Annotated in this window: 25 protein-coding genes and 1 pseudogene; 7 read left to right on the top strand and 19 right to left on the bottom strand. The window is 70.9% G+C overall.

All coding sequences use genetic code 11. The features are described from left to right. The first annotated feature begins 35 nt into the window (after positions 1–35). A complete protein-coding gene (gene ddaH, locus ABD287_RS07030; RefSeq protein WP_344170083.1) occupies positions 36–893 on the top strand; it encodes a dimethylargininase in 858 nt (285 codons plus the stop codon). A 24-nt stretch (positions 894–917) separates the two neighbouring features. On the opposite strand, the gene ABD287_RS07025 is transcribed toward ddaH, so the two are convergent. Next, a complete protein-coding gene (locus tag ABD287_RS07025; RefSeq protein ID WP_344170959.1) occupies positions 918–2,099 on the bottom strand; it encodes an ABC transporter substrate-binding protein in 1,182 nt (393 codons plus the stop codon). A 286-nt stretch (positions 2,100–2,385) separates the two neighbouring features. Between ABD287_RS07025 and ABD287_RS07020 the strand changes: the two genes are divergently transcribed. Beyond that, the gene (locus ABD287_RS07020; protein ID WP_344170080.1) at positions 2,386–3,012 is read left to right on the top strand and encodes a bacterial proteasome activator family protein; all 627 of its coding nucleotides are present in this window, start codon (positions 2,386–2,388) and stop codon (positions 3,010–3,012) included. A 20-nt stretch (positions 3,013–3,032) separates the two neighbouring features. Here ABD287_RS07020 and ABD287_RS07015 read toward each other — a convergent pair whose 3' ends face one another. Both ABD287_RS07015 and serS read right to left on the bottom strand, forming a co-directional pair. Continuing rightward, positions 3,033–3,881 (bottom strand): HAD family hydrolase, encoded by an 849-nt coding sequence (locus tag ABD287_RS07015; RefSeq protein WP_344170077.1) that lies wholly within the window; start codon positions 3,879–3,881, stop codon positions 3,033–3,035. Positions 3,882–4,006: 125 nt separating this feature from the next. Further along, a complete protein-coding gene (gene serS, locus ABD287_RS07010; RefSeq protein WP_344170074.1) occupies positions 4,007–5,263 on the bottom strand; it encodes a serine--tRNA ligase in 1,257 nt (418 codons plus the stop codon). 73 nt (positions 5,264–5,336) lie between these two features. On the opposite strand from serS, the gene ABD287_RS07005 reads away from it, so the two are divergent. From ABD287_RS07005 to ABD287_RS06995, 3 genes are all read left to right on the top strand, one after another. Next, positions 5,337–5,765 (top strand): OsmC family protein, encoded by a 429-nt coding sequence (locus ABD287_RS07005; protein WP_344170071.1) that lies wholly within the window; start codon positions 5,337–5,339, stop codon positions 5,763–5,765. Between the two features lie 123 nt (positions 5,766–5,888). Then, positions 5,889–6,236, top strand: coding sequence for a metallopeptidase family protein (locus tag ABD287_RS07000; RefSeq protein WP_344170956.1), 348 nt, complete (start codon positions 5,889–5,891; stop codon positions 6,234–6,236). A 127-nt stretch (positions 6,237–6,363) separates the two neighbouring features. Beyond that, entirely contained in the window at positions 6,364–7,092 is a 729-nt protein-coding gene (locus tag ABD287_RS06995; protein WP_344170068.1) for an AIM24 family protein, read from the top strand. A gap of 8 nt (positions 7,093–7,100) precedes the next feature. On the opposite strand, the gene pheA is transcribed toward ABD287_RS06995, so the two are convergent. The 3 genes from pheA to ABD287_RS06980 all read right to left on the bottom strand — a co-directional run bounded on the left by pheA (position 7,101) and on the right by ABD287_RS06980 (position 9,495). After that, complete coding sequence (gene pheA, locus ABD287_RS06990) at positions 7,101–8,054, bottom strand: prephenate dehydratase (protein WP_344170065.1); 954 nt, start codon at positions 8,052–8,054, stop codon at positions 7,101–7,103. Positions 8,055–8,079: 25 nt separating this feature from the next. Continuing rightward, positions 8,080–8,724 (bottom strand): transcriptional regulator, encoded by a 645-nt coding sequence (locus tag ABD287_RS06985; RefSeq protein ID WP_344170062.1) that lies wholly within the window; start codon positions 8,722–8,724, stop codon positions 8,080–8,082. A gap of 66 nt (positions 8,725–8,790) precedes the next feature. Beyond that, complete coding sequence (locus ABD287_RS06980; RefSeq protein WP_425565517.1) at positions 8,791–9,495, bottom strand: hypothetical protein; 705 nt, start codon at positions 9,493–9,495, stop codon at positions 8,791–8,793. A gap of 249 nt (positions 9,496–9,744) precedes the next feature. On the opposite strand from ABD287_RS06980, the gene ABD287_RS06975 reads away from it, so the two are divergent. Further along, entirely contained in the window at positions 9,745–10,962 is a 1,218-nt protein-coding gene (locus ABD287_RS06975; protein ID WP_344170059.1) for an arginine deiminase, read from the top strand. Here the strand turns inward: ABD287_RS06975 and ABD287_RS06970 are convergent. The 11 genes and pseudogenes from ABD287_RS06970 to ABD287_RS06920 form a co-directional block, all read right to left on the bottom strand. Beyond that, a complete protein-coding gene (locus tag ABD287_RS06970; protein ID WP_425565516.1) occupies positions 10,954–11,856 on the bottom strand; it encodes a DUF5926 family protein in 903 nt (300 codons plus the stop codon). The two genes, ABD287_RS06975 and ABD287_RS06970, sit on opposite strands and share 9 nt — an antisense overlap. Positions 11,857–11,924: 68 nt before the next feature. Further along, positions 11,925–12,344 carry an ATP-binding protein gene (locus ABD287_RS06965; protein WP_344170947.1) on the bottom strand — a complete coding sequence of 140 codons (420 nt, stop codon included), beginning with the start codon at positions 12,342–12,344 and terminating at the stop codon, positions 11,925–11,927. Positions 12,345–12,441: 97 nt separating this feature from the next. Further along, positions 12,442–13,158 (bottom strand): annotated as a pseudogene (locus ABD287_RS06960) (sensor histidine kinase); the annotation flags it as partial. Between the two features lie 136 nt (positions 13,159–13,294). Next, positions 13,295–14,098 carry a glycerophosphodiester phosphodiesterase gene (locus tag ABD287_RS06955; RefSeq protein WP_344170056.1) on the bottom strand — a complete coding sequence of 268 codons (804 nt, stop codon included), beginning with the start codon at positions 14,096–14,098 and terminating at the stop codon, positions 13,295–13,297. 9 nt (positions 14,099–14,107) lie between these two features. After that, positions 14,108–14,443, bottom strand: coding sequence for a rhodanese-like domain-containing protein (locus ABD287_RS06950; RefSeq protein ID WP_344170053.1), 336 nt, complete (start codon positions 14,441–14,443; stop codon positions 14,108–14,110). A gap of 90 nt (positions 14,444–14,533) precedes the next feature. Next, on the bottom strand, positions 14,534–15,637 hold the full coding sequence (locus tag ABD287_RS06945) for an LCP family protein (RefSeq protein ID WP_344170050.1): 1,104 nt from the start codon (positions 15,635–15,637) through the stop codon (positions 14,534–14,536). A gap of 225 nt (positions 15,638–15,862) precedes the next feature. Continuing rightward, positions 15,863–17,086, bottom strand: a complete 1,224-nt coding sequence (locus ABD287_RS06940; protein ID WP_344170047.1) for an LCP family protein — start codon at positions 17,084–17,086, stop codon at positions 15,863–15,865. Between the two features lie 104 nt (positions 17,087–17,190). Next, complete coding sequence (locus tag ABD287_RS06935; RefSeq protein WP_344170044.1) at positions 17,191–18,165, bottom strand: UDP-glucuronic acid decarboxylase family protein; 975 nt, start codon at positions 18,163–18,165, stop codon at positions 17,191–17,193. Between the two features lie 50 nt (positions 18,166–18,215). Next, positions 18,216–18,749, bottom strand: a complete 534-nt coding sequence (locus ABD287_RS06930; RefSeq protein ID WP_344170041.1) for a flavin reductase family protein — start codon at positions 18,747–18,749, stop codon at positions 18,216–18,218. Positions 18,750–18,803: 54 nt separating this feature from the next. After that, positions 18,804–20,294 carry a sugar transferase gene (locus ABD287_RS06925; protein ID WP_344170038.1) on the bottom strand — a complete coding sequence of 497 codons (1,491 nt, stop codon included), beginning with the start codon at positions 20,292–20,294 and terminating at the stop codon, positions 18,804–18,806. A gap of 193 nt (positions 20,295–20,487) precedes the next feature. Then, positions 20,488–21,342 carry an Fpg/Nei family DNA glycosylase gene (locus ABD287_RS06920; RefSeq protein WP_344170035.1) on the bottom strand — a complete coding sequence of 285 codons (855 nt, stop codon included), beginning with the start codon at positions 21,340–21,342 and terminating at the stop codon, positions 20,488–20,490. A gap of 102 nt (positions 21,343–21,444) precedes the next feature. Here ABD287_RS06920 and ABD287_RS06915 point away from each other — a divergent pair, with 102 nt between their 5' ends. Beyond that, a complete protein-coding gene (locus ABD287_RS06915; protein WP_344170032.1) occupies positions 21,445–22,647 on the top strand; it encodes a glycosyltransferase family 4 protein in 1,203 nt (400 codons plus the stop codon). 8 nt (positions 22,648–22,655) lie between these two features. On the opposite strand, the gene ABD287_RS06910 is transcribed toward ABD287_RS06915, so the two are convergent. Both ABD287_RS06910 and ABD287_RS06905 read right to left on the bottom strand, forming a co-directional pair. Continuing rightward, positions 22,656–23,594, bottom strand: a complete 939-nt coding sequence (locus ABD287_RS06910) for a hypothetical protein (RefSeq protein ID WP_344170029.1) — start codon at positions 23,592–23,594, stop codon at positions 22,656–22,658. 74 nt (positions 23,595–23,668) lie between these two features. After that, positions 23,669–24,970: a choice-of-anchor B family protein gene (locus tag ABD287_RS06905; RefSeq protein WP_344170026.1), complete on the bottom strand. Its 1,302-nt coding sequence runs from the start codon at positions 24,968–24,970 to the stop codon at positions 23,669–23,671. Between the last annotated feature and the right edge of the window lie 70 nt (positions 24,971–25,040).

Here is a 25,040-nt window from a genome sequence, read left to right as displayed (position 1 = left end):
GCCTATCTACTCTTAGTCACCGCCCACAGCCGCCGATGGGTACGGCGACCGCCACAGCAGGAGGACCCCAGATGCAACGTGAGCCCCGGCGCCGGACCTACCTCATGTGCTCGCCTGAGCACTTCGCCGTCGAGTACGTGATCAATCCCTGGATGGACACCAGCGTCGCGGTCGACGCCGCGGCGGCGGTGGCGCAGTGGGAGCGGCTGCGGCAGACCCTGGTCGGGCTCGGTCACGAGGTGCATACCTTGAATCCGCAGGTCGGGCTGCCGGACATGGTCTTCGCCGCCAACGGCGCCTTCGTCGTCGACGGCGTCGCGTACGGCGCGAGGTTCAAGTACCCGCAGCGTTCCGCCGAGGCCAAGTCCCACCAGGAGTTCTACGAGACGAACCCCGGGTGGGGTTTCGTCGCCCCCACCGTCGTCAACGAAGGCGAGGGCGACTTCGCCTACCTGCCCGACGCGCACGGCGGCCTGATCCTGGCCGGCCACGGTTTCCGCACCGAGACCGCCGCGCACGCCGAGGCCCAGGAGGCCCTCGGCCGCCCGGTGGTGAGCCTGCGCCTGGTAGACCCGGCCTTCTACCACCTGGACGTGGCGCTCGCCGCGCTCGATGACGCCAACATCGTCTACTACCCGGAGGCGTTCTCCCCCGCTTCGCGAAAGGTCCTGGCCCAGCTGTTCCCGGACGCTGTCGTCGCCGACGAGGCGGACGCGCGCGCCTTCGGCATCAACCTCGTCAGCGACGGGCGCACCGTGGTCCTCAACACCGGGTCCGACGCCTTGGCGGCGAAACTGCGCGCGGTCGGCTACGAGACCGCCCAGGTAGATCTGTCCGAGTTGAAGAAGGGCGGCGGCAGCGTCAAGTGCTGCGTCGCCGAACTACGCCATTGACCTGACGGACAGGCGCGGCGGCCCTCAGCCGAGGGTCGTCAGCTCCCGCATCACGACGTTCGCGTTGATCTGCCCGTCCCGACGCACCTCGCGCAGGTACCACTTCTGCTGCGGGGTGCGCGACTGGTTGAACTGCCACAACCCTCGGGGACTGTCGATCTGTCCGACCTGGCCGAGTTTCAGGTTCACCTGCTGTGCGGTCAGGTCGTCCCCGGCCAGCTGGATGGCCCGGTCGAGGACGTGCGCGGCGTCGAACGAGGCCATCGCGTACGCCGACGGCGGGACGCTGTGCGCCTTACGGAACGCCGAGGCGAAGATCTGGTTCGCGGAGAACGCCAGGTCAGCCGAGTAGTTCATGGCGGTGAAGATGCCGGCGGCCGAGCCGCCGAGCGCGGCCACCGCGCCGCCCTCGGTGAGGAAGCCCGTCCCGTAGAGCGGGGCTCTGATCCCCGCCGCCCGGTACGCCCGGACGAACTCCACCGCCGCGGCCCCGCTGAAGTGGGCGAACACCGCCTCGGGACCCTGGTTGACGATGGTCCGGATCGCCCGGTCGTACGAGCCGCGTGTCGGCGAGGGCAGGTCAGCGGTGTAGATCGGCTCGCGGACGAGCCGGCTGGCGCTGCCGAAACCGTCGACGAAACCCAACACGACATCCTGGCTGGAGCCGCCGTCGGGCATCACCATGACGATCCTGCCGTCGACGTTCTCGGCCATGTACCGGCCCATCGCCAGGCCCGGCTCGTTCCCGGTGTACGAGGTGCGCCAGATGAACACCTCGCCCTGGAGGTTGAACGGTGAGCCGTTCGCGCCGACGACCGGGACCTTCGCCTGCCGGACGGCGCTGCGAAGGTCGCTGTTCATGACGACCGGGTTGGCGATGCCGGACACCGCCAGGACATTGCGGTCGAAAAGCGCACGCAGGCCGGCGATGGCCGAGGCGGGGGTGTCGCCCTCCGGCGCCGTCTCCAGCCGTACCGGGTGGCCGCCGAGCTGGTTGCCGTGCATCGTCAGGTAGAGCTGGAAACCGCGCAGGAGGTCGTCGCCGATCGACTTCATCGGGCCGGCCTGCGGGATGAGCAGCCCGATCGCCACCGGTGCGGTGGAAGCGTCCGCGACATCGTCCTGGTCGCCGCCGACGCCGCAGCCGGCGATGATTCCGGACGCGCCGGTCGCGGCCAGGAGCTTGAGCGCCTGCCGGCGGTTCATCTGCGACACGGGTCTCCTTCCACGTACTGCGGCCGGGCCCGGTCATCCGGGGTTGCGCGACCCGCCTGGTTCGTCGTCAATGTAGCCTCAGGTCCTCAAGAGACCGAAGCCTCACCCGCGCGCCGCCGCGTCGACGATCGTCAACGTGTAAGGACCGTAACCCGCAGCTACGGTGGTCCGGCAGGGCCACCCCTCCGCACGACGGCGACAACGATGCGAACGGCCGAGGTCCGGCAAGATCGCCGTCAGGTGGCAACGGCCGACCCCGTAGGTCAAGATGGTCCGCATGACCGAGGTACCGCAGACCCCCGCGGGCGCTACTGAGCCCGACAGCGAGCCGACCACCGACCCCGTCGCCGAACAGCCTGACCAGAGCCAGACCGTCGTCGTCGTCGGCCCGGACGGCAAACCGGTCGGCGTCACCCTCGGCGACGAGGACGACGCCGAGGACCTCAGCCGACTCATCGAGCAGCCGGCGAAGGTCATGCGGGTCGGCAGCATGGTCAAGCAGCTCCTCGAGGAGGTGCGCGCCGCCCCGCTCGACGAGGCTGGCCGACAGCGCCTGCGTGACATCCACCACCGCTCGATCGCCGAGTTGGAGGACGGGCTCGCGCCCGAGCTGCGTGACGAGCTGGAGCGCCTGTCCCTGCCGTTCGACGAGAACACCACCCCGAGCGAGCCGGAGCTGCGCATCGCCCAGGCCCAGCTCGTCGGCTGGCTGGAGGGTCTCTTCCACGGCATCCAGGCCGCCCTGGTGGCGCAGCAGATGGCCACCCGGCTCCAGCTGGAGCAGATGCGCGGTGGGCGGCCGGCGCTGCCCGGCGGGGCCATCCCCGGGCCGCACCCGCACGGTGGCCAGGCCGGCCCACACGGCCCCGCGGACCGCGAACACTCGACCGGACAGTACCTCTAGCCAGCCCAGCGGGACGTGGATCAGGCGGCGCGCAGCCGCGGCGTCTGATCCACGCGGGCCAATAACCGGTCCAGGAAGACCGCGACGCCGTCGGCGTCGTTGGACAGGGTCACCTCGTCGGCCAACGCCCGTAGCGTCGGGTGGGCGTTGCCGACCGCGACCCGACCCCACCTCGCCCACTCGAACATCGGCAGGTCATTCGGCATGTCACCGAAGACCAGCACCTCCGACGGATCAATGCCCAACGACGCGGCGACAACCGCCAGACCGGTCGCCTTGTTCACCCCGGCCGGCGTGATCTCGATGAACCCGAGCCCCGACTGGGTCACATCCGCCCGACCGGCGGCCACCCGCTGCGCCACCGCCAACAGCGCGTCGGCGTCGTGGTCGGGCCGGCGGGCGAACGCTTTGAGCACCGAGCCCGCGACGCACTCGGCGCGGGTGCGCGACTCGAACAGGTCCGGGTAGCGCCAGGCTGGATCGTGGTCACCCCACAACGGGGCGTTGTGGGTGTCCAGCGCCTCGACCATGACCGTCAACGTGCCGACTTCGGCCTCCAGATCGACCAGGAACTCGGCCAGCACCGCGCCGTGGATGCGCTCGTCGCGCAGCACCACCGGCCCCGACGCCGCGCTCTGGTCGACGACGAACCCGCCGCCGGCCATCACCAGGTAGTCGGCGGCCCGGATGTCGTTCCGGGTCAACTCAGCCAGCCGCGGACCGCGTCCGGTCGCCGCCACGATCGGCACGCCAGCCTCGCGGACCCGGTCGAGCACCTGATGGGTGAAGGCCGAGACGGTGTCGTCGCCACGGACGAGCGTTCCGTCCAGGTCGGTGGCGACCAGCTTCGGCAGTCCAGGTCGGGGCATGGCGATCTCCTCACCTCCCGGGGCGACGATCGCCGACGACACCGCCGGCTGGGCCGCGGGTCAGCTACCGTACCGCCGCCGGGGCGCCCCGGCCAGATCCTTTCGGCTGATCCGGCCCACAACGGTCAGCGCAGCGGCTCCAGCACGTCGCGTCCGACGAACGGTTGCAGCGCCTTGGGCACCCGCACCGACCCGTCCGGCTGCTGGTGGTTCTCCAGGATGGCCACCAGCCAGCGCGGGGTGGCCAGGGTGCCGTTCAGGGTGGCGGCCGTCCGCGTCCGCCCGTCGCCGTCCCGGTACCGGACGTTGAGCCGGCGGGCCTGAAACGTCGTGCAGTTCGACGTCGAAGTCAGCTCCCGGTACCGTCCCTGGGTCGGCACCCACGCCTCGCAGTCGTACTTGCGGGCCGCGCTGCTGCCCAGATCCCCGGCGGCAGTGTCGATGACCCGGTAGGGCAGCTCCACCTTGGCGAGCATCCCCTCCTCGATCGCCAGCAACCGCTGGTGCTCGGCGGCGGCGTCCTCCGGGCGGCAGAACGAGAACATCTCGACCTTGTCGAACTGGTGCACCCGGATGATCCCCCGGGTGTCCTTGCCGTACGAGCCGGCCTCGCGCCGGAAGCACGTCGACCAGCCGGCGTACCGCAGCGGCTCGTCCAGCGGGATGATCTCCCCGCTGTGGTACGCGGCCAACGGCACCTCGCTGGTGCCGACCAGGTACAGGTCGTCGGCCTCCAACCGGTAGACCTCGCTGGCATGCGCGCCCAGGAAACCGGTGCCCTCCATCGCCTCCGGCTTGACCAGCACCGGCGGGATGACCGGAATCAGGCCGTGCGCGACCGCCTCCTGCATGGCCAGCTGGAACAGGCCCAACTGGAGCAGGGCGCCCACGCCGGTCATGAACGGGAACCGGGAGCCGCTGACCTTCGCGCCGCGCTCCATGTCGATCGCGCCGAGCAACTCGCCCAGCTCAAGATGGTCCCGGGGTCCGTCCAGGTCGGGCTTGTCGCCGACCTCGCGCAGCACCACGTAGTCGTCTTCGCCGCCGGCCGGGACGCCCGGCGCCACGACGTTCGGCACCGCGAGGTGGGCCGCCCGCAGCGCCTGGTCGGCGTCGTGCACCGCCGCCTCGGCCACCTTCACCCCCGCCGCCAGATCCCTGGTCCTGGCCAGCAAGGCGGCCTTCTCGTCGCCGACGGCCTTCGGCATGAGCTTGCCGAGCTGCTTCTGCTCGGCGCGCAGCGTCTCGAACGCCTGCACCGCCAACCGGCGTCGTTCATCGGCGGCGAGCAGGTCGTCCACGACCGACTCGGACTCGCCACGGGCCCGCTGGCTGGCTCGGATCAGATCAGGCTCGTCGCGCAACAGCCTCAGGTCAATCACGATCGCCGAGCCTACCGGGCGGTTCCGCGCCCGTCAGCAGCAAACCTCCCGACGACCGGCTAGCGTCTAGCCCATGGCTATCCGAACCGCGTCCGCCCGCTGGCAGGGCACGCTCACCGAAGGCACCGGCACCGTCCGCACCGGCAAGGGCGGCGTGACCGGCAACTACTCGTTCAGCTCGCGCTTCGAGGAGGGCGAGGGCACCAACCCGGAGGAGTTGATCGGCGCCGCCCACGCCGGCTGTTTCTCCATGGCGCTGTCCAAGCAGCTCACCGACGCCGGTTTCCCGCCGAGCGCGATCGACACGACCGCGTCGGTACATCTGGAAAAGACCGACGCCGGCATGTCCGTGACCCGGATCGGCCTGGACACCCGGGCCGACGTTCCGGGCATCGACGCCGCCGAGTTCGCCAAGTGGGCTGAGGCGGCCAAGGACGGGTGCCCGATCTCGCGGCTACTCTCGCCCGGCGCGGAGATCACCCTCGCGGCGACGCTGGTCTGAGGTCGTCGTCTGTCGGCGGCGCCGGGCGTCAGGCCCGGCGCCGCCTCGCCACCGGTGACCCGGTGGATCTCCTGGCTGCTCCACCATGGCTGGTCGGCGCTGGCGCAGAATGGTCACATGGCGGTGGAGATGACACGGGCGCGCTTCGAGGAACTGGTGGCGGAGGCGCTCGACAATGTTCCGGCTGATCTGCTCGGCCTCATGAACAACGTCGTGGTGCTGGTCGAGGACCGGCCGCCGCCCGGCGAGCCGGACCTGCTCGGGATCTACGAGGGTCACGCGCTGCCCGACCGGGGCTGGGACTACGGCGGCGTGCTACCGGACCGCATCACCATCTACCGGCTCCCGACGCTGGCCATGTGCCAGGACGAGGAGGAGGTGATCGAGGAGGTGACGATCACCGTCGTCCACGAGATCGCCCATCACTTCGGCATCGACGACGCCCGGCTGCACGAGCTCGGTTGGGGCTGACCGACGACGCCGCGCGACAGCCCGGCACGCTCAGGCTTTCATGCCCGGCGACGTGACACCTGGCGGTACCGTTGTTGGCCGTGCGGCTGTGCCGACACGCCGACCACGCAGCCAGAGGAGAAGTGACATGCGCAGCGCCCTTTTCGCCGCGGAGAACCTTGAGAAGGAGTCGGAGCAGCCGGGTCTGCGGCTCCAGAACTCCAAGATGCTGAAGATCGAGCTGCGGGGCGAGGCCATGGCCCGGACCGGGTCGATGGTCGCGTACCAGGGGCAGGTGCAGTTCCAGGCGCTCGGCTCGGGCGGCATGGGCAAGTGGCTCAAGCAGAAGCTGACCGGCGAGGGCGTGCCGCTGATGAAGATCAGCGGGAACGGCGACGTGTTCCTGGCCGACCGGGCCAGCGATGTGCACATCATCGACCTGGAGCACGGCGACGCGCTGTCGATCAACGGCACGAACGTGCTCGCGTTCGAGTCCACGCTCCAGTACGACATCAAGATGGTGCAGGGCGTCGGAATGCTCTCCTCCGCAGGCCTGTTCAACTGCGTCTTCTCAGGTCAGGGCCGGATCGCGGTCACCACCCACGGCACCCCGGTCGTGCTCAACGTCGACCAGCCGACCTATGTCGACCCGCAGGCCGCGATCTGCTGGTCGTCGACGTTGCAGACCGGATACCACCGCGCGGAGCAGCTCGGCATCGGCACGCTGCTGGGCCGCAGCACCGGCGAGGCATTCACGATGAGCTTCGCCGGTCAGGGCTTCGTCGTGGTCCAGCCGTCAGAGGAGCCACCGCCGAACCTGGCCGGGGCCAGCGGCCAGCAGCAGGGCGGGCCGCTGGGCGGCCTGTTCAACGGCTGACCGGCGCCTCACCGGGCCTGGCCGGCCCGGACCCGCGCGAGCCAGGCCGCCGACTCGGCGTACTCGGCGGCGCCGTCCCGGGTCGCCCTGAGCGGCCGTTCGTCGATGTCCCCCAGCAGCCGGTGCCGGGGATACGAGCCGAGAAATCGCAGGTCGAAGCAGACCCGGCGCAGGCCCTGCAACGCCTCGCCGACGGCCGCGTCGGCGACATGGCCGACACAGTCGAGGAAGAACACGTACCGGCCGAGCCCCTCGCCGGTCGGCCGGGACTCCACCCGGGAGAGGTTCACCCCGCGCACGGCCAGCTCGGTGAGGACGCCGCTGAGCGCGCCGACCCGGTCGGGCGCCAGGTAGACGGCCAGCGAGGTCACGTCGTCGCCGGTCGGGGGCGGGGGGGCCGCCGGTCGGGTGACCAGGACGAAGCGGGTGACGGCGTCCTCCCGGTCGGCGATGTCGTCGGCGAGCGCCTGGAGCCGGTTGCGGCCCACTCCGGCCGGCGCGCACAGCGCGGCGTCGCATTCACCGCCGGCGACCGCGATCGCTGCGGCGGCGTTGGACAAGGCGTCGACGACGGTCGCGCCGGGGAGCCGTTCACGTAGCCACCGCCGGCACTGGGCGGCGGCCTGAGGATGGGCGGCCACGGTGGCGATCGTGGCGAGGTCGACCCGGACGCGGGCGGCCAGGACGAATCGGACGGGGAGCCGGAGTTCGCGGGTGATCGTCAGCGGGTCGCCGGCGGCCAGCTCGTCGAGGGTGACGTCGACACCGCCGCCGACGGAGTTCTCCAGCGGGACGAGGGCCGCGTCGGCGTCGCCGTTCCGGACCGCGTCGAGCGCGTCCGGCACCGACGGGGCCGGCGTCCGGACGCCCCGGTCGGCGGCGGGGAAAGCGCGCAGCGCCTGTTCGGCGAACGTGCCCTCGGGACCGAGGTAGACGAATCGGGTCGGTGGCACGCCAGGCATGGCGGTCAGGGTACGCCGAATCGTCTCAGATGGCTGAGAAGAAGGTCAGCGAGCCGACCACGCCGCCGGCTTCCCGCAGCGGCACCGCGATGCCGTCGACGGTGACGTCGTACTCGCCATCGTGGACCCGCATGAGGCCGCGGGCCTGGCGGCCAGAGGTCAGCGCCAGCAGCGGCGGGATAGCGTCGATGTCGGCGTCCGGGAGGCCGTTGCGGGCGGCGGTGAAGTCGACCAACCGCAGCACCCCGTCGAGCAGGGGCCGGCCGGCGGTGGCCTCGGCGTGCCCGAGACCGAGCAGCTGACAGCAGCTGGTCGAGGCGGCGACGATCCGACCTTGCGCGTCGAGGACCAGGCACGGTTCCTCAGCTGCGGTGACGGCGTCGCTCCACCGACGTAGGCAACCACGAACGCTCGGATCGAGGACCTCGGGGGAATTAGCCAGCTGCGGATGGGCGGCCGGCTTTGGACAGTGGGCGATGGCGCACCGGGCGGCGTCCGGGCGCGGTCGGTCGTCGTCGTTCTCGGCGTCGCCTGCGGTGTCGGCGCCGAAGGCGTCGGTTGGGGGGTCACTGGCGTTGCCTGTCCTGGCCCGGTGCGGCGGGCCGAATGACTCGGTCAGTGACAGCTCGACATGCGCCACCTGCACCTCCCACGGGCACTCCAGCGTCACCGCAACGCTAGCCGGTCCGGTGGCGCGCCGACGAGTAGCCAGCTCAGGCGTTTTTCACAGCATGGGTCAGCGGGGCGTCGGGTGGGTCGCGGGGTCGGCGCGGTCCTGACGGTCGCTGCGGTCGTGGTCCGGGGACCGGTACGGGGGATTGATCCAGGTCCCGGGGTCCTTGGCGACGTGGGCGAGCTTGGCGGCGGTATTGGGGCTGATCCGGTCGCCGCCGGCCAGCAGCAGCCGCTCCAGCTCCCGGTAGCTGGTGAGCAGGCAGCCCCGGGGCAGCCCGTGGGTGCTGATCCGTCCAGTCCCGACGAACGCGAGGATCGGGATGACGGGAACTTCGTGCCGGACGACGGCGGAGAGGGCGCGGCTGGCGTGGCGGGCGTCCCGACGGGCCTGGGTCACGTACGGGGGTCGCCGGCCGTTGACCTGCACGACGTCCCCGGCGACGAGGACGGTTGAGCGACCGTGGTCGACGACGGTGACGGCGTACACCCCGCCGGGGCCGACCACAAGGAACCCAGCCTGGTCACGGGAGGCGACGCGTGGGGCGCCGTCCGGGTCGTCGGGCAGCGGCCAGTCGACGACGTGCCAGCCGGGACCGATGTCGTCGAGCAGGGTGGCGGCCCGGTTGCCGGCGGCCTCGGCTCGGCGGGCCTCACGTTCGGCCCGGCGGCGCCGGATCCAGTCGATAGGTGACGGACGCGCGCCCTGCACGAGCGGCAGCGGCGCCATCGCCTGTTCGCCCGAACGCTGGCTGGGAATCCCTGTCATCTTCCGCCTCCGGCAGTTGTCCCTGCTGTCCCCATGAACGATCGGGTGGGACAGATCGTCATGGCTCTTCGTCGCGACTCCACTACCGTAAGTCGTCAACCCGGTAGCAAGGCAAGGCAGTGCGCCGAACGAATGATGAATGAGCAACGTGAGCACGGTATTCATTCAGGTTTCCGCCTTGAGTCGCAGACGACGCTTCAAGGTATTCGTCGCCCCACGATATGTCGAAAACTGATCTACGCTGCGGCTGTGAACCAGTATGTCGACAGCGAGGTCGGGAAACTGAACACCGTGCTGCTGCACCGGCCCGGACCCGAACTCGCCAGGCTTACCCCCCGCAACAACGACTCCCTGCTCTTCGACGGCATCCCCTGGGTCGGGCGGGCCCAGGAGGAACACGACGCGTTCGCCGAGGCGCTCCGTAACCACGGCGTCGAAGTGCTCCACCTTGGACAGCTGCTTGTCGAGACCATCGCCCAACCGCGCGCCCGGGCCGAGCTGACCGGCGCCACGCTGGCCGACCCGCGACTGGGCGACACGCTGCGCGACGAGGTCGCCGAGCACCTCGAGAACCTCGACGCCGGGGCCCTACGCGACGTGCTCATGGCCGGCCTCGCCTGGGAGGAGCTCCGCGCGGCCGGCAGCGGGCGCGGCCTGGTCTACCGGCTCATGGACCGACACGACTTCGTCATCGACCCGCTGCCGAACCTGCTGTTCACCCGGGACTCCTCAGCGTGGATCAGAGGCCACGTCGCCGTGACCTCCCTGGCGATGCCGGCCCGGCGCCGTGAAACCAGCATCACCCGGGCGATATACCAGCACCACCCGCGCTTCGTCGGCGCGAAACTGCTGTACGAGCCGCGCCTGGAGCCCCTCGAAGGCGGCGATGTGCTGCTGCTGGCCCCCGGCGTCATCGCCGTCGGGGTCGGCGAACGCACCACCCCCGCGGGGGCCGAACGACTCGCCCGACGGGCGTTCAGCCGCGAACTCGCCCACACCGTCCTGGTCGTCCCCATCGCCCAGGAGCGGGCGACCATGCACCTGGACACCGTCTGCACCATGGTGGACATCGACGCCGTCGTCATGTACCCACCGCTGGCCGACACGATGATCGCCTTTCCGGTGCGGCAGGGCGCCGACGGCGAGCCTGAGGTGGGCAAGCCACAGCCGTTCGTGAACGCCGCCGCCGAGGCCATGGGCATCGGTCGGCTCCGCATCATCGACACCGGCCTGGACCCGGTCACCGCCGAACGAGAGCAGTGGGACGACGGCAACAACACCCTCGCCCTCGCCCCGCGGCTGTGCGTGGCCTACGAACGCAACGTCGAGACCAACGCGCAGCTGGAACGGGCCGGCATCGAGGTCATCCGGATCGCCGGCTCGGAGCTGGGCTCAGGCCGCGGCGGACCCCGCTGCATGTCCTGCCCGATCTCCCGCGACCCACTGCCAGCCGCCAGGTCAGCGTAGAGCGAGCTGACGGCCCAGCAGTCCCTGGCGGGCACGTCGTTCGTCCGCGGTCACCGGGGCGCCGTCGGCCAGCGCTTTGGCGTACCGGTCGGCGAACGCCGTGACCGACGCCTCCCACTGCCCGGCCTCGACATCGGCCGGCAGGTCCCACACCGGGGCCAGCCGGCCGTGTGCCCGGAACATGCCGGCGAACCTCGTGCCCTCGCCGAGCGCCAGCTCCCCCGCCGCCGCCAGCCGCGCCAGGGCCGCCAACGCATGGTCCTCGTCGTCGGTCAGGACCAGACGCACGTGGGCCTTGTCGCCGGCCAGACACCAGTAGGCGCCCCGGCGCGCGGCCAACCGGACCGTCGGGAAGATCGCCGCGTTGGCCTGGTCCAGCACCGCCGCGGTCTGCGGGTCGTCGCCGGCGCCCTCGGCCAGCCAGAACCCGAAGCCGTCGTGGACGGTGACCTCCAGCTCCCCGTCGACAATGACGTCCGGCAACCTGGGTCCCTCGCCCGGCAGCGACGGCGCCACGACCTGCGTTCCGGGCTCGGTCTCCAACGCGCTGATCAGCGCCGCCGCCAGATCACGGGAGATGTCGCCGGACTGCTGGTGGCGCTGCAAACCGATGAGGATGGTCCCATCGGCGCGGGACATCGCCGGCGCCGCGCCCGGGAGCACCGACGCCAGCACGACCGTGCGGTCGCTGTGCTTCGCGGCAAGCTCCGGCACGAGGGTCAGCGGCGCCGTCGCGGCCGGCACCAGCTCACGCAGCGCGATCCACTCGGCCTCGTCGGCCAGGCCCTCGAACGGACGGGCGACGAAGATGTCACGCAACTTCACCCGCTTAGGGACGGCCGCAGCGGCACGGGCGTTGCTCTTGCTGGCGGGGTTCTTCCGACGCTTGCTCACGGCCACACAGCCTAGGCGGTGGCCGTGGTGATGACCACCCGCCTCGGCAAAGGTCAGCTCGTCGTGGCCTAGTCCGCGGCGGTGGACAGTCTGGCCCAGACGCTCTGCCCCAACCCGTCCCGGTCGACGCCCCACCCGTCGGCGAGCGCCGCGACGATGCTCAGTCCGCGCCCCCCGGTGGCGTCCATCCCGACCTCGCGCGGTCGGGGAACGCTGCTGCCCGCGCCGCCGTCGGTGACCCGCACCTCGACCACGTCCGCGACGGCGCCCGGCGCCAACCGCCAGGACACCCGGATGACACCGCCAGGCAACGGGTCGGCATGCCGGACAGCGTTGCCGACCAGCTCGGCGGCGACGACGATGACGTCGGTCAGCAACGCGGAGTTGACCGCTCCGGCCAGCTCAGCGGCGAGCCGGTGCCGGGCCAGACGGGCGCCCCGGGCGTGGTGTGGCACCACGAGACACCAGGCCCGCTCGGCGACCACCATCGTCACGCTCCCGCCTCCCCCGACGCCATCACTGCTCGAACACCGCCGCCCCCTGGCCCGAATCCGGTGGGCCGGCAGTCGCCGAGCCACGCGCGCACGGCAGGCGCACCTCTGCGACGGTACCGCCCCCGTTCCGGGGCCGGAGAAAGACGCTTCCGTTCTGCCGCTCGACGATCCGCCGGACAAGGTACAGACCGAGGCCGGCGCCGCCACGACGTCGGCGGTACCCCTCCTCGTCGGCTCGTCCCAGCGTCCGTGGGCCGCGCGCCGCCGCTGAGGGCCGGTCCTCCCCCTGCCAGAACCGGTCGAACACCCGCTCGACGTATTCCGGACGTACCCCGATGCCCTGGTCGCTAACCCGGAAGAAGACGGTGCCGGCGTCGGTGCCGGCGGTGAGCCAGATCGGCGAACCCACCGGCGAGTATTTGTCGGCGTTGGTGGCCAGCTCGGTGAGCACCGTCGACAGACTCGCCGGATCACCTACCGCGCCCGGCAGCCCGATCGGCAGCTGCACCACCAGCCGGTGCGCCAGATCCACCGGCAGCGCGGCGACCGCGACGCGCAGCGCCTCGACCAGGTCGAAGGCGACCGGCGGGGCGCCGTTGGCCGGGTCGGCCTCGCTGGCGGTCGACAGCAGCCGGTCCACCAGTCGGGCCAGGTCGCCGGCCCGCTCGCTGATGACCCGGGCGGCCTCCCGGCGATCGGCTTCGGGGAGACTTTCCCAGTGGTCGGCGAGGGTGTCGGCGTAGCCCTTGATCACCGTGATCGGCGTTCTCAGCTCATGGCTCGTCGCGGCGATGAACAGGTCACGGTCCCGGTCCACCTGCTGCCGGCGGGCCCGACCACCGTCGCGGTCCCGCGGCTCGACCGTTCCCGCGGCGACGCCATCGACGATCTTGCCGTGCTCGACCATGGCGAAAGTGTGCCCTGCGGGCCGCTGGGACGCCAGGTCAGCCCAGGCGCTCGCGAACCTCGGCGGGCCGGTCGGTGATGAGACCGTCGACTCCCAGCGACACCGCCAGGTCGATGTCGTCCGGCTCGTTGACGGTCCAGACGTACACCCGCTTGCCGGCGGCCCGCAGCGCCGGCGCCAGACCGGGCCGCGCCCGCAGCAGCTCCACGCTCGGCCCCACCACCGGCGCGGCGACCGGCAGGCGCCCGAGTCCGGGCGGGGTGAGGCCCGAGGGCAGCAGATCCAGCAGCTGGACCGTCGGCACCGCCGGCGCCAACGCCCGCATCCGCCGCACCGCCAACGGCGAGAACGACATCACCGACACCCGCACCCGGGCGTCCGGGCGGGCCCGGTGCAGCCCGCGCCGGGCCAGCAACTCCCGCAGGCTGCGCTCGACGGCGCCCCCGTGCCGGGTTGGGTGCTTGGTCTCCACCAGCAGCCGCACCGGCTGTCGCACGCCGTCGATATGGTCCAACAGCTGGTTGAGGGTCAGCACGCCGACCGTCCCCGTGCCCGGACGAGCCGCGCCATCGAGATCGGAGCCTCGGGTGGCCGCGTGCCAGGAGCCGAAGTCCAGCTCGGCCAGCTCGGCCAGGGTGCGCCGGCTCACCGGTCCGCGTCCGTTGCTGGTCCGGTCGAGCCGACGGTCGTGCACGCAGACCAGATGCCCGTCCCTGGTCATCCGGACATCGCATTCCAGGCCGTCCGCCCCGGCCTCCAGGGCGCGCAGGTACGCGGCCAGCGTGTGCTCAGGAAGCTCCGCGGAAGCCCCACGGTGGGCGAAGACGAGGGGGACGGACACCGGCGTCGGTCAGATGACCTGGGCTTGACGATCGTCGTCGGCGACCATCGGCTGGCCAGCGGCGGCCCAACCGCGCATCCCGCCGTCCAGGTTGTGGACGTTGCCCCAACCGTTGGCCAGCAGGTAACTCACCACCTGCGCTGACCTGGCGCCGGACCGACACACGACGACGACATCGCCGTCCCGGGGCACCTCCGCCGCGCGGTCCGGGATCTGCATCATGGGAAGGTGCGCCGCGCCTGGCGCGTGCCCGGCAGCCCACTCGTCCGGCTCACGGACGTCGATGAGACGGGCGCCCGCGGGCAGGGTGGTCGCTGTCACGGTGGGGATCTCGATGGCCGACACCCCGCCAGCTTACGGTCCCGACCACGGCGCCGCCCAGCGCTCCCTGACGACTACCCCGACGGCCGGGGCGGCTCGGGTCCGGAGCATGGGTCACTTCGACGTGGCGATGAAATGCGGGTGGCTGATCAGCCACTCCGCGAGCGTGCCGTCACGCACCGCGTGGAACATCTGCATGCTCTCCGGGCTCAACGCCTCCGCCGACTGACCGTTGACGTTCGTCGAGTGGAAGGTGCCCGCGTTGGTCCTGACCAGGATGAGATCGTTGGCGGCGACGTCCTTGAGCGTGAACGCGAAGTCGGCGATCGGGACGCCGCCGGTGTCCAGCATGAGTGTGCTGCCGGCGGCCTTGATCACGCGGTCGAGCTTGCCGAGGTCGGTGGCGACGCCCTTGCTGGTGGCCTCCTTGGCGATGGCCTTGACGAGCTGCTGCTGGTGTCGCTGACGGTCGTAGTCGCCGTTGGGCAGCCCGTAGCGCTGGCGGGAGAAGTCCAGCGCCTCCCAGCCCGCCATCTCGCGGCAGCCCTTCTTGTGGATCACCGGCTTGCCGCCGCCGGCAGCCCGGGCCTCGTTGTTCCACATCGGCTTGCCGTCAACCAGTTGCATGTGGATCGACTGGACCTGGTGGTCGACGCACATGCGGACTCCGCCCAGGGCGTTGATCACACGGATGAATCCGCTGAAGTCGATGATCGCGGCGCCGTCGAACCTGACTCCGGTCATCTTGTTGAGCGTCTTGGCGACCAACTGCGCGCCGCCCTCCCGGCCGCCGCCGTTCTGGGCTCCGTAGAAGAACGCCTCGGTCGCCTTGTGTCGTCCGCCGCCGAATCCGGTCTTCGGGAAGGCCGGGATGTCGACGAACGTGTCCCGCGGCACCGACACCAGATACGCCTGGTCCTGCGAGGCCGGGATGTGCAGGACGATGATCGTGTCCGAGCGGATGTTGCCCTTGTCCCGCGCTCGCTCGTCGACCCCGAGCAGCAGCAGGTTGACGGCGCCGGACAGCGCCTTGCCGTCGCCGACCTTGCTGTCGGTGTCGATAAGGTTGGCCTGGTTGACATTCTTCGTGTACCGGTTGATCAGCACGGTGCTGGCCACGAGCGTGGCGCCCGTGACGAGCATGAGCACCGCGCCGCAGATCACCGAGATCCGGGCCCACAGCGGCGCCTTGGCGCGCCCCGGCGCCGGGTCTGTCACCGGAACGCCGTAGGTCACCCCACGCGGAGAGCTGTCGGCCACGGAATCCGCGGACGCTGTCCGTCGTTGGGTATCGACCCCCATCGCGGCTGCTCTCCTGTCGAACGATCGGGCACAGACAACCTGCCGCCCAACAGGTGGAAGGCTGCCCGAGTCACTGTACGGACAGGTCCGGCTCTCGGAAAGCTCCCGGCCACGTCGAAGTCCGACACGCGGACCGCGCGGTCAGCCTGTCGCCTTCGCTGGCGGGTTCGCGGCCACCCATTCGGCGACCTTGTCCTTGGCGACGGCCTGGTAGAGCGCGAGCGCCTTGGGCCGGTCGGAGACGACCACGGACTCGCCGTTGATCGTCTCGCTGCCGGCGTGGGGGCTGGTCATGAAGCGCAGATTGTCGCCCTTGAGGTTGCGGAACTGCACCGCCATGTCGACCAGGCTCAACTCCTTGTCGACGGTGAGGGCGCCGGTGGCGGCCTTGAGGAAGGCGTTGAGCTTGGGTGGGTTGGCCAGCGTGCCGGAGCTGACCGCCTTGTCCATGAGCGCCCGCAGGAACTGCTGCTGGTGCCGGACCCGGGCGAAGTCGCCGTCGGCGAACTGTTTGCGCTGCCGGACGTAGTCGAGGGCCTCGGCGCCGCTGAGCTGCCGCTTGCCCTTCTTGAAGGTCCGGAACGGCTTGTGGATCGACGTGACAGTCTGCTCGATCTTCATGTCGACGCCGCCGAGGGCGTCGGTGACCTCCTTGAACCCGGCGAAGTCGATCGCGACGACGTGGTCCATCCGGATATCGGTGAAGCACTCGACGGTCCGCACCGCCAGCGGCAGGCCACCGAACGCGAACGCCGCGTTGACCTTGCCGCGCCGTTCTCCGCAGTCGGCCGAAGGGCTCTCGGGGATCGGCACATACAGGTCACGCGGCACCGAGATGAGGTACGCCTCTTTCTGGTTCGCCGGAATGTGCATGACGATGATGGTGTCGGCACGCCACTCGCTGGACACGTTGAGCGAGGCGTCCGGGTCGCGGGAGTCGGAGCCGACCAACAGCATGTTGATCACGCCGTCGACCGTCGCTGGCGGGCGTCCGCCGGTGAGCGCCGAGAACGGGTCCGTGCGCGCGAGGTTCTTGTCCAGGCTCTTGCCGTACAGGGCCAGGGCGCCCACGGCGAGCAGGCTGACGACCAGCAGCGCCGCCGCGGCCACCAGGATGATCCGGCCCCAGCGGGGCCTGGGCCCGGGGCGACGACCGCCGGGGACGCTCGGCGGCAGGCCGCCACCACGTCCGCCGCCGCCGGTGAGCGGACGGGTAGCGCGAGCGTTGGCGCTCGACCGGGCGCTGGCCCCGGGCGTCCGGGAGGATCCGGCCGCGACACTGATCGGCACGCTCGCCCGGCCGGACGGGCGAGCGGAACCCACCGGAGCGCTTCGGCCGGCGCGGCGTGGGTGCGTCGAAGACATGAGCCAAGGTTACGTAGCCGATGCAAGATCAGCGATGATCCGCCCCGCGCGGCGGGCAACTACGGCCATACGACCGGCCAACCCCGGGCCGCGCGGCTGACCGGTCAGCCCCGACGTTCGGCGAAGAAGGCGACAGTTCGCCACAAACCGTCCTCGGGTCCGACGGTCGGCTCATAACCGAGCCGGGTCCGCGCCAGGGTCAGATCCGGCCGCCGGCGCTCCGGATCGTCCGACGTCCGCGGCACGAGAATCACCTGCGACGCGCTGCCGGTGATCGCCACGATCCGCTCGGCCAGCTCCCGCATGCTCAGCTCGTGCTCGGTGCCGCAGTTGACCGGGCCGGTCTCGTCGGAATCCAGCAACAGCAGGATGCCGCGCACCAGATCATCGACGTAACAGATCGACCGGGTCTGGGCGCCGTCGCCGTGAACGGTGATCGGCTCGCCGCGCAACGCCTGGCTGATGAACGTCGGGATGGCCCTGCCATCGTCGGGACGCATCCGCGGCCCGTACGTGTTGAAGATGCGCACGATCGCCACGTCCGTGCCGAAGGCCCGGTGGTACGCCATCGTCGCTGCCTCGCCGAAACGCTTCGCCTCGTCGTAGACGCTGCGGACCCCGTTGGGGTTCACATTGCCCCAGTACGACTCCGGCTGCGGGTGCACCAGCGGGTCCCCGTACGCCTCGGAGGTCGAGGCCAGCAGGAACCGGGCGCTGTCGGCCCTGGCGCGCTCCAACAGCCGCAACGTGCCCGCCGACCCCACCGTCAGGATCTCCAGCGGCAGCTTGGCGAAATCCGTCGGGCTCGCCGGCGAGGCCAGGTGCAGCACGGCGTCGAACCGCTCGGACAACGCCGGATGATCAGGCAACGGCTCGGTCACATCCGCCTCGACCAGCGTGAACGCCGGATTGCCCGCCAGGTGGGCGATGTTGTCCTTGGATCCGGTGATGAAATTGTCCACCGCCACCACGCTGGCGCCACGCGCCAGCAACGCGTCAACCAGATGTGAGGGGACGAACCCCGCCCCACCGCTGACCAGAATCCGATGGCCCTGCCCGTACCGCTGTGTCACCGCCATACCGGCAGCCTAGACCGCCCGGGCCGGGCGTTGATCGCATGGTGAGCCGGTCAGGCCAGGCGCCGGTAGCGGCCGCGGTAGTGCAGCAGCGGCGCGGCGCCATCACCGAACGCAGTCCGCTCGATCGTGGCGCAGACGAGCAGGTTCCAGCCGAACGGCCGGGCCTCGTCGAGGCGGCAACCCACCCAGGTGGTCCTGCCCTCGCCGATCGGGCCGTACGCCGTCTGCTCCCAGCGGTCCCCGGCGAACAGGCCGCCCGGGGCGGGCATGAGCCCGGCGAACCGGTCGGCCAACTGCTGGTCCCGCTCCGCGAGCGGCGTCAGCGCGAACACGCCGCCGGCCTCCACCGCCGCCCACAGCTCCGACTCCGGGTCGACGAGGCCGGCGACCCGGCCCGGCGCCCCGTCGGCGATCATCGTCGACGAGACCGTCAGGCCAGCCCGGCCCCGGCCGTCGCCAGCCGTCCACAGGGTCACCGGCAGCGGCAGCCGGCCCCGCATCCGTCTGGCCGGCGACCGGTCGTCCGCCGGGGTGGCGAACGGGTCGTCGCCGTGGATCGCCGCGCCGGGCTGCCAACTCGTCATCCGGCCATTGTCCCTGTTCGGCCGGCGTGCCCGGGTCAGGAGACGGCGCAGCGGTCAGTAGGCGCCCTTGCGGGCCAGCACGACCCCGACGGTGCGCCACAGGATCGCCAGGTCGTAGGTCAGCGACCAGTTGTCGACGTAGTAGAGGTCGAGCCGTACCGCCTCCTCCCACGACAGGTCCGAACGCCCGGACACCTGCCACAGACCGGTTATCCCCGGACGCACCAGGAGCCGGCGGCGCACGTCGCCGAGGAAGTCGCCGTTGTCGGCCGGCAGCGGCCTGGGGCCCACCAGCGACATCTCGCCCCAGAGGACGTTCACCAGCTGGGGCAGCTCGTCCAGCGAGGTCTTGCGCAGGAACTCCCCGAACGGGAACACCCGCGGATCCTTGCGGATCTTGAACAGGAGGCCGTCGCCCTCATTGTGCTCCTGCAACGCCGCGAGCCGGTCCTCGGCGTCGACGTACATGGTGCGGAACTTCCACACCCGGAACGTCCGGCCGGCCACCCCCACCCGCGGCTGCCGGAAGAAGACCGGACCCGGATCCGACACCCGGACCCCGAACGCGACCGCCAGGAACACCGGCGCCAACGCCAGCAGGCCCATCGCGGCGGCCACCCGGTCCAGCAGGTTCTTTGCCAGCCACGCCACCCCCGACAGGGTCGGCTCCTCGACATGCAGCAGCGGCAGGCCCTCGATCGGCCGAATGTGGACCCGCGGCCCGGCGATGTCAGTCAACTGCGGCGCCACCAACAGGTCGACGCCGGTGCCCTCCAACTGCCAGGCCAGCCGACGCAGCTCCCCCGCTTCGGCCCCCACCGATCCACACACCGCGATCGTGTCGGCCTCCAGTCGCTGCACCAGCGCCGGCACGTCCCGAGCGTCGTAGACCGGAACCGGGGTCTTCAGGCCCCGGGTCGCCGCGAGACCCTCGGTGACGCTGATCCCCACCGGCACCAGACCGGCGTCGCGGTTACGCGTCACCGCGGTGTAGACCTCCAACGCCTCCGGCAGCGTCCCCAGCAGGATCATCCGGTGCGTGGCGACGCCGGACCGGCGCCGGGCGTGCAGGACCATCCGGGCCAGTCGGCGCAGCAGGAGGATGAGCAGCAGGGCCGCCCCGAGAGCCACCGCCACCGACAACCGGGACAGGTCCGTCTTCGTCGAGAACGCCAGGAACGACACCGTCGCCGCGACGCCCACCGCCGCCCGGATAACCCGTTTGAACTCCTCGGCGCCCAGACCGAGGTGACGGCGGTCGTACGCGCCGTTCGCCCACAGGCAGGCCGCCCAGCCCAACGGCAACAGCACGAAGGCCACCGTCAGGAACCAGAACTGGTTCTCGCCGCGGATCAGACCTGAGCTGGCCTGGTCGAACGTCGCCGTCGCCACCAGGCTGGCGCAGAACGCCGCGAAGGCGTCCAGAAGCAACAGCGCCGCCGTGTACGGACGGTGCCAGCGGGCGGCCCGGCGCGCGCGCGACCACGCCGTGCGCACCACACCGCTGGTATGGGGCGACTGGCTGTCGTCGTAGCTTCGGGGCACGGGCTCGCTCCGGTTCGCAGCCGAGACCGGGCTCTGGAGGCTCGCCGTCACCTCACCCGCGTCCTCTCGTGAGACCAGCCTCGCGTAGGTAACTCCGACGCGCAGTCGGAGCCGGAGCAACTATACCGACGACCGGTTTATCACCTAGCGCTTCCCGCTTCGCTTTGTTGCCGGAATGCGCCCTCCGGCGACGTCACCGCACCAGCTTCGACAGGCGCCGGTCAGCCAACGGCCTGCCGCCGGTCTGGCAACCCGGGCAGTACTGGAGGCTGGAGTCGGCGAACGACACCTCCCGGATGAGGTCGCCGCAGACCGGACAGGGCAGGCCGGCGCGGGCGTGCACCCGCAGCCCCGAGCGCTTCTCGGCCTTCAACGTCGCCGCCCGCTGGCCGGTCAGGCGGGTCACCGCCTCGGCCAGCACCTGCTGCGTCGCGCCGAACAGCCGGTCGTGCTGCTCCTCGCTCATCCGACCCGTCAGCGCGAACGGCGACAGGCGCGCCACGTGCAGAATCTCGTCCGAATAGGCGTTGCCGATCCCCGCCACGACGGTCTGGTCAGTCAGGGCGCCCTTGACCTGCCCCCGCCGCGCCCGCAACCGGCCCGCGAACTGCTGCCGGTCGACAGCCAACGCGTCCGGCCCCAGCGCGGCCACCCCCGGTACGTCGGACGGGTCCCGCACGACGTAGACGGCGAGCCGCTTCTGCGTCCCCGCCTCGGTGAGATCGAACCCGGCGCCGTCGTCGAGGGCCACCCGCAACGCGATCGGACCCTTGCCCGGCTTCGGCGGCGGGCCGACGGCGTCCCGGAAACGCAGCCAACCAGCCCGGGCCAGATGGGTGAGGAGGTGGGCGCCGGTGTCGACGCTCAGGTCGAGGAACTTGCCGTGCCTGGCGGCCGCCACGACCGTGGCCCCGACCAGATCAGACGGCGCGGGTTCCACGGTCTTCAGGACGCTGAACGCCGCCACGTCGACCCGCCCGATCACCCGACCCACCGCCCGCTCGCGTAGGAACGCGGCGAGCGCCTCCACCTCCGGCAGCTCCGGCACCCGTCCCTCCGTTCCCGCGGCCAGGCGCCCGCGCCTCGCGCCAACGCCGGCCGCCCTCGGGCCCCGGGTTGACGCTACCGTTGCCGGCATGGCGATGCAGGCATGAAGATCGTTATCGCGCACAACCGGTACCGCAGCGAACTGCCGTCCGGGGAGAACGTCATGGTCGACCTGGACATCGCCCAGCTGCGGGCCGCCGGGGTGAACATCCTGCCGTTCCTGCGCGACTCCGACAACATCGCCACCATGTCCGCCGGCGCCAAGGCGTTGCTGCCGCTGTCGCCGATCTACAACGGCCCCGCCCAACGCGAGCTGGCCGCGCTGCTGCGCGCCGAACGCCCCGACGTGCTGCACCTGCACAACCCGTACCCGCTGCTCTCGCCCTGGGTGGTGCGCACCGCCCACGCGCACGGCGTGCCGGTGGTTCAGACCGTCCACAACTACCGCCAGGTGTGCAGCCCCGGCCTCTACTTCCGCGACGGGCACGTCTGCGTCGACTGTCGCGGCAGGACCATCGGCTGGCCGGGCGTCATCCACGGCTGCTATCGGGGGTCGCGGGCACAGAGCGCGGTGATGGCGACGGCGCTCGCGGCGCACCGCCCGACCTGGCGCTCGGTCGACCGGTACATCGCGCTGACCAGCGCGATCGCCGAGCACCTGCGTTCATACGGCATCCCCGCCGACCGGATCGTTGTGAAGCCGAACAGCATCCCTGACCCAGGGCCGCCGCCCGCCCTCGGGGACGGCTTCCTGTTCTACGGGCGGTTCGCCCCGGAGAAAGGGCTCAGCCTGCTGCTCGACGCCTGGCGGCGGCGCCCGGACGGGGCGCTGGGGCCGCTGCGGATCGCCGGGGACGGCGAACAACGACCGCTGGTCGAGGCGATCGCCGCCGAACGGGACGACGTCACCTACCTCGGGCCGCTGGACCGCGACGGCGTCCGCGCCGCCCTGACGGCGTCGGCGGTCGTGCTCGCGGTGCCGACCTGGCACGACGTGCTGCCGACCGTCGTCATCGAGGCGCTCGCCTACGGGCGTCCGGTGCTGGGCACAGACCTCGGCGGCGTCCCGTACCTGGTCGGCGCCGACCAGGCTTCAGACGGCAGAGCGAGCGGGCTCCGACGCGGTGTAGCGGGCTGGGTGACGGCGCCCGATCCGCAGTCACTCGCCGACGCCCTGGCCACCGTCCGCGCGGAGGCGCCGGCCCTCGCTGCCGCCGCCCGCGCCCGCTACGACCACACCTTCCACCCTGACGTCGTCCTCACCCGGCTCCTGGCCACCTACCGCGACCTCGCCGCCGCGAGCTAGCGGCGAGGTCAGGTGGCGAAGACGGTGAAGGCGACCTGGTGGACCTTGCCGGCGGCCTGGAACTGGAGGAACATCCGCTGGTCGCCGCGCTCGGCGAAGACCGCGTGGAACTGGAGCACGCCGTCGGCGGGCGGGAGGTCGCCGTTGAGACTGGTGGGCAACGGGTGCAGGTGCATGAGCTTCTGGGTACGCACCTCGAAGTTGGACAGGTGGGCGAAGGCGCCCAGGTAGGGCTCGAGCGGCGCGGGAGTCCCGTCGGCGTTGGTGATCCGAAAACTGAGGACGGTCTGCTGGCCGGAGACGAGGTTCGCCGGGCCGTCGAGCCGGGTGACCGTGAACGGTCCGCTGCGCACCTGCGCGACCGGCGCAGGGACCGGGACCATGGTGGTGTCGCCGGGCACGACGAACGGCACGCCCAGCACCGTGGGGTCGTCGGTGGCGGCTCGCCCTACCGGGGTGAACTCGGTGTACATCCGATAGGCGCCACCGTCGCCGATGGCGATCGGCGCACGCCACCGGCCGTCGCTGTAGTCGGGATGTAGATGTTGGTATCCGGACATGTCGTCGCGGAGCACGTAGAGGTGCAGCTGCTTGGTGTGCACCCACTGGAAGTAGGCGTTGTCAGCGCCGTCCGTGCCGACGATGCGGAACTCCAACACCGTCGCACCGCGGCGGCTGGGCAGGGTGATCGGGATGAGCGTGTAGCCGTCGTACGAGTCGGCGAGCCCGTCGCTGTACACGCGGGCCGGGCTGGCCGGCGCTACGGAAGGACGGCTGTCAGCCACCAGGTACACGGCGCCGGCGGCGCCCGCGACCATCGTGACGGCGACCGCGATCCGGGCCAGGCGCGAGCTACGCGAGATCATCCGCACCGGCGACGACGACACAGCGGCACCCCAAACTTCCTCGGCCACCCGCTCCACGGACGGGACAACGTGACGGTTCACCCGCGGCGCCTCAGTGACGAGCGGCCCGGATCCGAACCGGACCGGGCCGCGCATCGGGTCGAGGCGAGATCAGCTCACCGGGCGGCCGCGCCGGTGGGCTTGACCAGGTAAAGGCCAACGCCCATGCTCTGAACCGCGACCACGCCGTTCTTCAGATAGGGGATGGCCATCCAGGTGGCGCTGAAGCCGCTCGCGTTGCTGGCGGGATCGGTGTCGAAGTAGCCGACCTCGTCGAGCTTGGCCTGGCCGACCTTCGCGGTGTCGATGATCCGCAGCCCGCCCTTGTACGCCGCCTGGTAGTGCTTGTCGCCGACGGTGTAGCCGTTGTGCGAGATGAACTCGCCGCGGGTGGCGTTGTCACGGCCGACCAGCTTGGCGTTGTCGAGCTTCTCGATGTTCCAGACGAAGTTGGGGCTGCCACCGGCCGTCGGGATGGTCTCGTCGTTCTGGATCAGATACTTGAAGTCCTTGGTGTGGTAACCCTGGTGCACGTAACTGGCGCCGTTGTACGTCGCGGTCGACAGCACCTTGATGTTGGCCTTGTCGGTGACGTCCAGGATCTGGAACTTCTTGCCCTGACCGGTGTAGTTGAAGGCGATCTCGCGACCGGTGAAGCGGGTGTCGGGGCCGTCGTAGTTCACGACGACGGCCTCGTGCGAGTACACCTCCTTGTCGTAGCAGGCGGCGTGCTTGAGCTGCAACGGGGACTTGATGTCGTAGATCGTCAAGCCCTTCTTGCAGGTGTTGGCGCCCGAGACGTAGAGGAAGCCGGTCTTCTCGTTGATCCACAACGTGTGGCTGTTGGTGAGCCCGCTGAAGTGGGCGTCGGCGGTGAAGGTCTGGGGGGCGCTGAGTCCACGGAGCTTGTGCAGGTCGAAGACCTGGATGCCGTGGTTGACCGCGTCCTTGCCGATGTAGGCGAAGTTCTTGTACGTCCGGACGTCACACCAGGTGGCGTTGGTGCCGTTGGCGGCGGGCAGGTTGCCCAGGTACCTGGGGTTCACCGGGTCGGTGACGTTGATGAAGGACATGCCGTTGGAGCGGCAGTACAGGATGTACTCGTTGTTCGTCTCGGCGTCGTTCCAGTACCACATGCTGCTGGAGCCGCCGCCGCCAAGCTCAGCCTGCGGCAGGAAGCTGAGCAGGTCGACGTTCTGGCAGGGGTACTTGTCCACCTTGCCGTTGACGCACTGCTTCGGCTGGCCGCTGATTCTCTCGCCGGTCTTCCAGGTGGGGATGTACTCGCGCAGGAGCTCGGCCTGTTCGGCCTGGCCCTCGGGGCTGTTGGGGTCGTGTGCCACCGCCGGCGGGCCGGTGAGGGCGACGAGGGCGAACGCGCTGGCGACAAGTCCGATCGCGCGAAACGTGTGACGCATGAGGGTCTCCTTTCCAGTCGTCCGCCGGGGCGTGGGGGCGCTGGTCCTGGCGGGCGGAGCCGGAGCGGCA

It is taken from the genome of Pilimelia columellifera subsp. columellifera (assembly GCF_039532605.1).
In the GTDB taxonomy this organism is placed as follows: Bacteria; Actinomycetota; Actinomycetes; order Mycobacteriales; family Micromonosporaceae; genus Pilimelia; species Pilimelia columellifera.
Note: the sequence above shows the minus strand (reverse complement) of the source record. Positions and strands in the feature narration are given on the sequence as shown.

Excerpts from the sequence above, each read along its gene's own strand:
- ABD287_RS06915 (WP_344170032.1), top strand. The coding sequence starts at position 21,445 with ATGAAGATCGTTATCGCGCACAACCGGTACCGCAGCGAACTGCCGTCC.
- pheA (WP_344170065.1), bottom strand. The coding sequence starts at position 8,054 with ATGCCTGGCGTGCCACCGACCCGATTCGTCTACCTCGGTCCCGAGGGC.
- ABD287_RS06930 (WP_344170041.1), bottom strand. The coding sequence starts at position 18,749 with ATGACGAGTTGGCAGCCCGGCGCGGCGATCCACGGCGACGACCCGTTC.
- ABD287_RS07025 (WP_344170959.1), bottom strand. The coding sequence starts at position 2,099 with ATGAACCGCCGGCAGGCGCTCAAGCTCCTGGCCGCGACCGGCGCGTCC.
- ABD287_RS07020 (WP_344170080.1), top strand. The coding sequence starts at position 2,386 with ATGACCGAGGTACCGCAGACCCCCGCGGGCGCTACTGAGCCCGACAGC.
- ABD287_RS06935 (WP_344170044.1), bottom strand. The coding sequence starts at position 18,165 with ATGGCGGTGACACAGCGGTACGGGCAGGGCCATCGGATTCTGGTCAGC.
- ABD287_RS06940 (WP_344170047.1), bottom strand. The coding sequence starts at position 17,086 with ATGTCTTCGACGCACCCACGCCGCGCCGGCCGAAGCGCTCCGGTGGGT.
- ABD287_RS06905 (WP_344170026.1), bottom strand. The coding sequence starts at position 24,970 with ATGCGTCACACGTTTCGCGCGATCGGACTTGTCGCCAGCGCGTTCGCC.
- ddaH (WP_344170083.1), top strand. The coding sequence starts at position 36 with ATGGGTACGGCGACCGCCACAGCAGGAGGACCCCAGATGCAACGTGAG.
- ABD287_RS06980 (WP_425565517.1), bottom strand. The coding sequence starts at position 9,495 with ATGACAGGGATTCCCAGCCAGCGTTCGGGCGAACAGGCGATGGCGCCG.
- ABD287_RS07005 (WP_344170071.1), top strand. The coding sequence starts at position 5,337 with ATGGCTATCCGAACCGCGTCCGCCCGCTGGCAGGGCACGCTCACCGAA.
- ABD287_RS06965 (WP_344170947.1), bottom strand. The coding sequence starts at position 12,344 with ATGGTGGTCGCCGAGCGGGCCTGGTGTCTCGTGGTGCCACACCACGCC.
- ABD287_RS07015 (WP_344170077.1), bottom strand. The coding sequence starts at position 3,881 with ATGCCCCGACCTGGACTGCCGAAGCTGGTCGCCACCGACCTGGACGGA.
- ABD287_RS06995 (WP_344170068.1), top strand. The coding sequence starts at position 6,364 with ATGCGCAGCGCCCTTTTCGCCGCGGAGAACCTTGAGAAGGAGTCGGAG.